General features: G+C 35.6%; 13 protein-coding genes and 1 tRNA gene. 12 read left to right on the plus strand and 2 right to left on the minus strand.

Annotated features, from left to right (window positions below):
* The 6 genes from BM018_RS02390 to BM018_RS02415 are packed head-to-tail and all read left to right on the plus strand — an operon-like array spanning position 1 to position 3,394.
* Complete coding sequence (locus BM018_RS02390) at positions 1-1,350, plus strand: MATE family efflux transporter (protein ID WP_092318131.1); 1,350 nt, start codon at positions 1-3, stop codon at positions 1,348-1,350.
* The gene (locus tag BM018_RS02395) at positions 1,340-1,807 is read left to right on the plus strand and encodes an alanine racemase (protein ID WP_092318134.1); all 468 of its coding nucleotides are present in this window, start codon (positions 1,340-1,342) and stop codon (positions 1,805-1,807) included. Before BM018_RS02390 ends, BM018_RS02395 begins: the two co-directional genes overlap by 11 nt.
* Positions 1,807-2,010: a type III PLP-dependent enzyme domain-containing protein gene (locus BM018_RS08120; RefSeq protein ID WP_092318137.1), complete on the plus strand. Its 204-nt coding sequence runs from the start codon at positions 1,807-1,809 to the stop codon at positions 2,008-2,010. Before BM018_RS02395 ends, BM018_RS08120 begins: the two co-directional genes overlap by 1 nt.
* A 45-nt stretch (positions 2,011-2,055) precedes the next feature.
* Positions 2,056-2,328: a YggT family protein gene (locus BM018_RS02405; protein WP_092318140.1), complete on the plus strand. Its 273-nt coding sequence runs from the start codon at positions 2,056-2,058 to the stop codon at positions 2,326-2,328.
* A 4-nt stretch (positions 2,329-2,332) separates the two neighbouring features.
* The gene (locus BM018_RS02410) at positions 2,333-2,599 is read left to right on the plus strand and encodes a DUF167 domain-containing protein (protein ID WP_092318143.1); all 267 of its coding nucleotides are present in this window, start codon (positions 2,333-2,335) and stop codon (positions 2,597-2,599) included.
* Positions 2,600-2,605: 6 nt separating this feature from the next.
* Positions 2,606-3,394: a metal ABC transporter ATP-binding protein gene (locus tag BM018_RS02415; RefSeq protein ID WP_092318146.1), complete on the plus strand. Its 789-nt coding sequence runs from the start codon at positions 2,606-2,608 to the stop codon at positions 3,392-3,394.
* Here BM018_RS02415 and smpB read toward each other — a convergent pair.
* Entirely contained in the window at positions 3,375-3,851 is a 477-nt protein-coding gene (gene smpB / locus BM018_RS02420) for an SsrA-binding protein SmpB (protein ID WP_092318149.1), read from the minus strand. The genes BM018_RS02415 and smpB overlap by 20 nt on opposite strands.
* Positions 3,852-3,931: 80 nt before the next feature.
* Between smpB and BM018_RS02425 the strand changes: the two genes are divergently transcribed.
* The gene (locus BM018_RS02425; protein WP_092318152.1) at positions 3,932-4,567 is read left to right on the plus strand and encodes a bifunctional 4-hydroxy-2-oxoglutarate aldolase/2-dehydro-3-deoxy-phosphogluconate aldolase; all 636 of its coding nucleotides are present in this window, start codon (positions 3,932-3,934) and stop codon (positions 4,565-4,567) included.
* 19 nt (positions 4,568-4,586) lie between these two features.
* Here the strand turns inward: BM018_RS02425 and cysS are convergent, their stop codons facing one another.
* Positions 4,587-5,936: a cysteine--tRNA ligase gene (cysS, locus tag BM018_RS02430; RefSeq protein WP_092318155.1), complete on the minus strand. Its 1,350-nt coding sequence runs from the start codon at positions 5,934-5,936 to the stop codon at positions 4,587-4,589.
* A gap of 106 nt (positions 5,937-6,042) precedes the next feature.
* On the opposite strand from cysS, the gene BM018_RS02435 reads away from it, so the two are divergent.
* The 5 genes from BM018_RS02435 to BM018_RS02455 all read left to right on the plus strand — a co-directional run bounded on the left by BM018_RS02435 (position 6,043) and on the right by BM018_RS02455 (position 9,089).
* Positions 6,043-6,127, plus strand: a tRNA-Leu gene (locus BM018_RS02435).
* A 364-nt stretch (positions 6,128-6,491) separates the two neighbouring features.
* Positions 6,492-7,322, plus strand: a complete 831-nt coding sequence (locus tag BM018_RS02440; RefSeq protein ID WP_268750997.1) for a transketolase — start codon at positions 6,492-6,494, stop codon at positions 7,320-7,322.
* 13 nt (positions 7,323-7,335) lie between these two features.
* Positions 7,336-8,283, plus strand: coding sequence for a transketolase family protein (locus BM018_RS02445; protein WP_092318161.1), 948 nt, complete (start codon positions 7,336-7,338; stop codon positions 8,281-8,283).
* A gap of 19 nt (positions 8,284-8,302) precedes the next feature.
* Complete coding sequence (locus BM018_RS02450) at positions 8,303-8,782, plus strand: hypothetical protein (protein WP_092318164.1); 480 nt, start codon at positions 8,303-8,305, stop codon at positions 8,780-8,782.
* Between the two features lies 1 nt (position 8,783).
* Positions 8,784-9,089, plus strand: a complete 306-nt coding sequence (locus BM018_RS02455; RefSeq protein WP_092318167.1) for a hypothetical protein — start codon at positions 8,784-8,786, stop codon at positions 9,087-9,089.
* The last annotated feature ends 390 nt before the right edge of the window (positions 9,090-9,479 follow it).

Below are 9,479 nucleotides of genomic sequence, written 5' to 3' on the forward strand. Positions count from 1 at the left end.
ATGTCGGATACAAAAAAATTTCTTCATGATGACAATATTCCTAAAGTGTTATTAGGGCTTTCGGTGCCGTCTATGATTGCTGGTACTATCGAAGCGCTTTATAATACGGTTGATTCTATTTTTATCGGACATTTTGTCGGCAATCAAGCATTAGCAGCACTTTCCGTGATCAATTCAATACAATTCTTTTTTATTGCTACCGCTTTATTTTTCAGTGTTGGTGCTGCATCGGTTATTTCACGTGCTCTGGGTTCTGGTAATGATAGCCATGCTGTTGATGTTGCTGTACATGCATTTTGGTCATCTCTGATTATAAATAGTATTATTTGTTTTGCTTTGCTGTTGCGATTGGATGATTTTTTACGCGCAATAGGCTCAACCAATGAGATTTTGCAATATTCTCGTGATTATGGCAGTATCATTTTATGGACAGGATTTGTGCTCCCTGTTAATAATCTTCTTCTCAGCATACTGAGAAGTCGAGGTTTAGTCATGATGTCTACTTGTCTGACTTTATTAGGAGCAGTCCTTAATATTTTCTTAGATGCTTTGTTTATTATGGAGTTTTCTTGGGGTGTTAAAGGTGCTGCCTTTGCAACAGCGATCTCACAAATTATTGTTTTTGTGGCTGCGTTGAGAAAAGTTTCCGAAGTCTATCATACTCGTTTTCGACTGCATCAATTCCGTCCGACAGTTTTAAAAGATATTCTTGTTATTGGGACACCTTCGGGAATGCGGTTATTATTAGTTTCTTTCACAATGGCTGTTGCCGTTAAGAATATCAGCCCTTACGGTGTCAATGCACTATCAGCCTTTGGGATCGTTAATCGTATTTTGCCATTGACTGCTATGTTGATTGTTAGTATATCAATTGGAGGCCAGCCGTTAATTGGCCTTAATTACGGAGCTAATAGTTATCAGCGGGTGCGGGATATTGTTCTTGAAATGACAGGCCTTGCCTTCAAAATTTCTGTTATTATTACACTGCTGTTTTTGTGGGCACCGACGCCTTTGTTTCGCTTGTTCACAAGTAATATCAATGTTATCGCACTTTGTCGCGAAATTATGCAAATAATTGGATTTTCTTTTTGTGGTTGGGCATTTTTTACAGTAGTAGCTGAAGCGTTTCAAGCTATGGGTCATGCTAAGGAATCTTATTTTTTGTTGTTGATTTATCCGGTGTTTTCGCTAGTATTTCAAGTGGTTCTTCCTAAAATTATGGGTCTTAAAGGTGTTTGGTATTCGTTTTCTTATACCAACATACTTATGGGAATTATTACTGTGTTTTTGTTTTTAAGGGAACTACAGTCTCTTAAACGTAAAGAGGAAGCATTGAAACATGCCATTTGAAGCCGTTTTTGAACGTATTGATCATGCTCTTGCTGTAGCAGGGCGTTATGATACAGTGACGGTTCTCGGGGTCACTAAGAACCATTCTCCTGAAGAGACAGCTAAACTTATTGATCAAGGTATTGTTAATATTGGTGAGAATCGAGTTCAAGAAGCGCGCGAAAAATTTCCTCAACTTGAGCCTCGTTTATTTGTGAAACATTTAATTGGACCCCTCCAGCAAAATAAAGAAAATAATACATTGAAACTATTTGATGTGATCCAAACTGTTGAGTCGTTGAAGCAGGCGCAACGGCTCTGTACTAAAGTTGATCAATTATTGGTTAAAAAGAAGTTTTTTATTCAAATTAATACGGCTCAAGATGATGCTAAACATGGTCTTCGTTCTCTTGCCCAGCTGGGCGAGATGGTTGAAATTTTTTTGAATTCTAAAAATGCAGAGTTTTCTCTGGATTGATGACTATTGGGGCTTTAGATGCGAACGAATTTCAAACCCGTCATGCATTTGCGATTCTGCGTCAGATAGGAGAAAAGATAATTCGAGAATACTCTTTACCTAAATTAGAGTTGTCTATGGGTATGAGTCGTGATTTTGAATGGGCAATCCTTGAAGGTTCAACCATGGTGCGTTTAGGGCAGATACTATTCACTAAAAATTAAGTTATTAATTGCTATTACCGATAAAATCTGCAAGGAGTTCGCTGTATGGTGCAAATATTTCAGTTTTTATTTTTCTTGATATACTGCTATAATATTGTGTTTTTTATTTGGATTTTATCAACATGGATTCCTGTAGATCGTTCCTTTTTTCTCTTTCGGTTTATCGATGCTCTCATTGAACCGGTATACTTTTCATTGCTGAGAGTTTTACCCCCACTTAGAATTGGTATTATTGATTTTTCTCCGTTTTACATGATGATTTTTCTTAATCTTTTGGAATTTTTAGTAAGGATTCTTGCGAATCTGGTATTGCGTTGATATAATGAAACTGGAATTAACTGTTGTGCCGAAGTCTTCGCGTACGGTTTTAATCCGCGAAAATCAAGGGTTAAAACTCAAAATCACGGCTTCTCCTGTTGATGGTCAAGCTAATAAGGCCGTAATAGATTATTTTTCAAATCTTCTTTCTTGTCCCAAAAAATCTATTCATATTGTTTCAGGGTTGAAATCAAAGCGGAAAATATTAATTTTTGATATACCAGATAAAAAAGATATATGTAGCAAAATAAAAAATGCGCTCCGGGAGTGAAGGATTATGCTAACACTTGAAGTTAAGAATTTATTTGTGCGTTATCATACAGAACCTGTGTTGAAGAATATTAATTTTTCATTGGAATATCCTGAAATTTTAGCCATTATCGGACCAAACGGTAGCGGTAAAACAACTTTATTGCAAACGATTTTGGGGTTTCTTTGTCCGGATAGCGGTAGTATATTAATTGGAGGAATGCCTCCCAAACGTGCTATCAAGCATTATGCAGGAAAAATTGCTTATTTACCTCAGCATCATAATACTAATCTTTTATTGCCTTTGACCGTATATGATATTGTGACTCAAGGTTTTAAAGCTAGAAAAATTTGGTTCGAAAAGCTCACGCCTGAAGAACATGCTCAGGCGGAGGAAGCACTGCTTAAAGTCAATCTGCAAGATAAAAAATATTCTATGTTCCGCGATTTATCGGGTGGGCAGCGGCAGCGGGCACTGATTGCTTTAGCTTTATCCAGCAAGCCGCAGCTTTTGTTTATGGACGAACCTTCTACTGCATTGGATTTCACTTCTATCGACCGCTTTTACCATTTGCTTTCAACACTGCGTTCGGAAAAAGATATGGGAATTATTATTATTTCTCATGATATTGGGGCGATTGCTGGATCTGCCGACAGAATTGCATTGCTCATGAATGAATTTAAATATATTGGTTCAACGCATGATTTGCCAAAAAGCGTCATGCGTGAGGTTTTTGGTTGTCATGTCCAGCTGCTGCCTGATGATCCAAGTTGTTCGGTATGCGAAAGTAATAATTTTAATGTCGAGCGTTTTTAAGGGCTCTTTGGATCTCACGATTGACAGTTGTTGCTTTTAGTTTTTCACGCTTGTCGTAAAGTTTTTTGCCTTTACATAATCCGATAGACAATTTCGCTAATCGTCCTTTGATATACATTGAAAGGGGAATGATGGTTAGTCCACCTTGTGCGGAATGTTGTTCCAGTTTGATAATTTCTTTTTTGTGCATCAAGAGAGTGCGTTCCCGTAAAGGATTATGATTATTTAAGTTGCCGAATTTATATATGCTAATATTCATACCGAGAATTTTAGCGGAACCGTTTCGGACTAAAACATAACTTTCCTTTAGATTGACTCTGCCTTCACGTACCGATTTTATTTCAGTTCCTTTGAGGACTATGCCGGCTTCGTATTTTTCCAGAACTTCATAGTCGTGATAAGCTTTTTTGTTATTGGAGATGATTTTAATGTCGTCGAAGAGCTGATTTTTTTTCATGGCGGCTTCCAAAATTTTCTTTCTTATAAAGTATAAAATATTTTATCAAAAAAACCAAATATCAATTTTTGGAGAATATCATGAGTCCTATTGAAACTATTTTAAATCTTAAGTTTTTACCTATCATAGATTTAGACAGTCTTAAAAATCCTTTTGCGTTATTTGATGTGATGTTGAATCAAGGAGTACCAGTGTTGCAAGTAAATTTTCGGTCTAAAAACCATTTGGAATCCGCTTCACTTTTGGGAGAATGGTCGCTTCGATATCCAGAGCTTCAATTAGGTGCTGGATTTTTATACTCTTCGGAAGATGCAGAACTAGCAATTCGCGGTGGTGCTAAGTTTATTGTCAGCTCTGTGATGGCTAAAGAAATTTTAACTGTTTCATCTTTATATCAAATTCCTGCAATTATTTCTGGATTGACTCCTACAGAAATTTATCAGGCCCAAACAACAGGTACCGAGCTAATTCAACTATTTCCGGCCAGTCAAGCCCCTTTACGTTCGGTCAGTTCACTGCTAGAGCATATGCCAAATATCAAACTTATGTTGACAGGTGGATTAACGTTGTATACTTCTTTGCAATTGCTTCGTATTGGTATTGCTGCAGTGGGTGTGAAAGGTTCTATTTTTCAGAAAGAACTGTTAGAAACTCAAAATTATCGAGCTATTGCAGACTCTATAAAGAATTTTTATGAACGGATACATTCTCTCTAGTTGTTACGAATTGTTAAAATTAAAGGCGCCGCCATGAAGTTCCTTCTTTTGAATCCCGTACTTCGATTCCTAAATTAAGTAATTCGTCACGTAAACGATCAGATTCAATCCAATTTTTAGTATCTCTAGCTTCTATTCGCATATCAAATAGAAGCTTTTCTTCAGGTGTTAATGTTTCACTGTTATCGAATCTCAGAAATCCTAATATATTATTGATTTCTTTTAAATCGGATATTGTTTGAACAGGAAAATTTTTTCTTTGAAAAAAATCGTTTACTAATTCAAAAATTTCCGACATAGCAGCTGAAATATTAAAATCTTTCATGAGTGCTGTTGTAAAACGAATCTTAAGTTGAGGATCAGGAGCATCTTTGGCTGAAAATTCATGAATAAAATTGTCTAGTCGCTTAAGCGATTGTTCAGCTGCGGCCAGACCTTCGAGAGTAAAATTCAAAGGTGTACGGTAATGTGCTCCTGTCAGTAAATAAAAACGTACCGCACGCGCCGAAAATCCCTTGCTGAGTAGATCCTTAAGCGTATAAAAAGTACCGGAACTTTTGCTCATTTTTTTATTGTCTACCAACAAATGAGTGGTATGAAGCCAGATTTTTGCCATCGTGTTATTGGATAAGCATTCGTACTGTGCTTTTTCGTTGGTATGGTGCGGAAACAAGAGATCAATGCCACCTGTATGAATATCAAGACCTTCGGGAAAGGTGTTTGTTGCTATTGCTGCACATTCTGTATGCCAACCCGGACGTCCTTTGCCCCAAGGGCTCTCCCAGAAAATTTCACCATCTTCAGGTTTGTGTTTTTTCCATAAGACAAAGTCATCTAAATTTTGCTTATCGAGAAATTCTTCGCTGCCAGAAGCTCCTGTTTTAATGTGTTTTAAATCTAATCCTGGAAAATCTCCGTATTTTGGAAAGGCTTTTGTTTGGAAGTATACTCCATCCTCGCTATCGTAGGCAACCCCTCGATTAATCAACTGTTGGATTAATACAATCGTTTGTGGGATGTAGTTGGTTGCTTTGAGATAGGTTGTGCTGGACTGATCAAAGTTAAGAGTTTCTAGATCTTCAAAAAAATGTTTGCTAAAAAGGTCTGTGATTTTTTGGCACTCTAGTTTTTTTTGGTAGCCACGTTCAATAATTTTGTCATCAACATCAGTAATATTCCTGACGTGGTTGACTGAATAACCAAGAAATTTTAAACTGCGTATCAAGAGGTCTTCAAAAAGAAAAGTTCTAAGATTTCCTATGTGCGCAAAATCGTAGACGGTAGGGCCACAGGAGTAAATATTAAATGTCTGTTTTTGAGGAAGTGGTTCTATTTTTCGTGTGGCGGAGTTGTAAAGCTCTGGAATCATAAGGACCTCTATTTTTTTTCAATTATAGTATATTTTTTCATTTCTAGGAATATTTTAGCTAAAATTCTTGAAAAAATCTCTTAATTGCTTTAGAATATGAAAAGAAGTCCGAGTGGTGGAATTGGTAGACACGCAAGATTCAGAATCTTGTATCTGTAACGGATGTGCAGGTTCAACTCCTGTCTCGGGCAAATAAACAAAATAGCAAATCTGTAATTTAAGATTTGCTATTTTGTCGTAGATAATAAAAAATATACCAACTTCAATTTTTAGGAACATATAATTTATAAACAATATCCCTGAATGATATTTTATAAACTACAACAAAAAATTCCAATTTATTTTATTATATTATTCCAGAAAGTTTTATAATTTTTTCTATCATTAAACTAACATGCTTGCAAAATTCATTTTATATAGTAAAATAAAAGTAAATCTATTTTAATGTAATTGTTTTTTGCCGATATTTGTAAAACATTAGATATTTTTTTTAATTATTGACATTTGTTTTACATTTTTATACAATATATTATAATTCTTTATATAGTAAATATTTTGAAACAGAGGAAGAAAATGGCTAAAATTTCTGTTACAGAACTCGAAAAAAAGGCTAAACAAGCACGTAGGATTTTGATAGAAATGATGCATCAAAGTAATATTGTGGCACATTTAGGGGGATCATTTTCAGCAATGGATTTAGCTGTTGCTGTCTATGCTATGTTTATTTCTGATCTAAATGCTCCCGGACGTTCACGTTTGATATTATCGAAAGGTCACGTAGCTGTAATGGCTTATGCTATTCTTTACAGTTACGGCTGTGTCAAAGAGGACGAATTTTGTACCCTTAAACAATTAAATTCACGGCTTCAAGGGCATCCGGACATTAATAAAATTCCTGAAATGGAAATGAATACAGGGCTTCTTGGCCAAGGTTTGGCTGTTGCGATGGGGATGGCTTATGGCCGTAAACTGACTGGCAACACTCATAAAGTATTTGCGTTATGCGGAGATGCTGAGCTTCACGAGGGTCAAATCTGGGAAACCGCTCAGCAAGCAGCTCACTTCAAACTTGATAATCTTGTAGCTATTATCGATTGTAATAAGTTGTCATCACATGATCCGGTGGATGAGGTAATTAATTTAGGATCTTTGCAGGATAAATTTTCAGCTTTTGGTTGGGATGCCCGTATTATCAAAGACGGCAATGATATGCAGCAGATTTTCGATGCATTTGAAGGACTCTCCCAAACGTATGAAAAACCTGTAGTGTTTATTGCGCATACCATAAAAGGAAAAGGAGTGTCACTTTTCGAAAATAATCCGGATAGCCACTCAATAACACTGAATGGCGCATCTTATCAGAAAGCCTTAGCTGAATTGAGTTAGTAAGGAGAAAATAATGGTTCAAATTCATGGAAAAACAGCTCCTCGAGCAGTTATCGGCAGCACACTGGCTGGTATTTATAAAGAACAAAAAAATATTATTGTTATCGATAATGATTTAGGTTCGTCAACTTCTGCTCTGGATTTTCATAAGACAGCACCAAATCATTTTTGGGAATTGGGAATTGGCGAACAAAGCTCATTAAGTGCAGCTTCTGGATTGGCATTGGAAGGTTTCATTCCATTTTATGTTAATTTTGCTATTTTTGCGACTGGTACTGTTTGGACTCAAATTAGGCAGGCTGCTTATGCACGTTTGAATATTAAAATTGCGGCTACTCATCCTGGTTTGGATGCTGGTCCTGATGGAGCTAGTCATCAGGCAACACAAGATATGGCTTTGATGCGCTGTGTACCTAATATGCATATTCTTCTACCGTGCGATGAAAATGATGTCAGAGCTGCTCTGCGTTATGCTGCATGGCATAATGGTATGTATTATATTCGAGTTTCTAGGGAACCTGTACCTTTGATTTATCGCGATGAAGAAGATAGTAATTTTGATATTTCTAATAAACTTATTACTTCGACCGGTAATGATATTGCATTGTTGTTTGATGGCTCAACCTTAGAACAGGCACTTGATAGTGTTGAAGAGTTAAGTCGACAGGGCATTGGGGTTCAATTGATCCATGTGCGATCATTGAAACCTTTAGATATACAGCATCTGGATCAGCTTCCTGAGCAGGTTAAAGCTGTTATTACATTAGAAAATCATAGTGTGATTGGTGGCTTAGGGAGCGCTATTGCGGAATATTTTGCATCCCGTTGTTTTCCTGTGGGTATTGTAGGTGTTCCTGATACGTTTACGGAATCAGGTAAATCAACAGAATTGAAAGAAAAATATGGTGTTTCGGTTTGGGCAGTTGTGGATAAGGCAAAAACTCTGTTGGGAGGCCATTGAAAAAAATAAGGAGAGAAATATGTCTATAGGATTTGTTGATCTTTTTATGGGAAAGCTCGATGTAATGGGGATAGGAGACTTCTCTATCGAAGCAAAAGAAATTTTTCAGTTACCTAAGTTTCATTTTATTGTAACTTTTTCCAATCAGGAAGAACGGTATTATATATGGTGTTTGGATTTAGCTGTTCATGTTTGTAGTTTGGATTTATTGAGGAGTATTCGTAATTTGATAGATGGGATGTTAACATATTTAAATACACAAATTGTGAAGGAAAAAGACCTTAAAAAATTACTGACTTTAACAGCATCACATGAAGTTGATGAAATTTGGGAAAAATATCGTTATTCGCGTTTTATTCTCAGACAGATAGATACAAAATTTTATCCTGATTTATCAGCTATCAAGAAAGAAATGGAAGCAAATTTTGCACAAAAAAATACTAATTTTACATTAAAAGATGTTACCTTTGAAAGTTATATTGATATTAAGGAGAATTAATATGAAATATTTAGATCTGGAATGTGTATTAGAGTTACTTTCTGTTAATAATCTGATGGCGCATGTTGGTCAAATTAAAGTATTATGGGGATTGTTAGCTATTGGTTGTTATAATCATAAAGGAAATTATACAACTATTAATTTGACTATCGAAGATGGTAAAGTTTTATATAATTTGGGGTTGCAAAGAGCTATTGCAATTAAAGGCTTAGGACACCTCAATTTTGAGCAATGTTTAGTAAGAAAGGATGTTAAAGAAAATAATCTCCGTATGCTACAAACTTATAAAATTGACAATAATTTATAAAAAATATGATTTACATAAAAATACTAAATATTAATTCAAAAGGAAACTATAAAGCTATTAACTGAAAAATCCATCTTTAATGCATCAGCTAATGAACAAATTCCTCTCACAAACTGGAAAAATAAGCTCACGTTTTGTTGAAAAAGTCGGATGATATATCTATATAAGAGAGAAGGGGGGGGGGGTATGAATATATTATCCGTTTTAGAAAAAATTTCTCCGCAATCAAGTTTTTTGTATTAAAGTATCTGGAAGACTTTGTTGGAATGGAAAGTCTGTTTGTTCTTATTGGTATTCTTCTCATATTTATATAAACAATAAATATCAATGAGTTTCATTGTGGAGAGTTCCGAAACTGTTTTAGTCACGGTTGAAAGCATCTTTCATGAT

It is taken from the genome of Brevinema andersonii, from assembly GCF_900112165.1.
GTDB lineage: Bacteria > Spirochaetota > Brevinematia > Brevinematales > Brevinemataceae > Brevinema > Brevinema andersonii.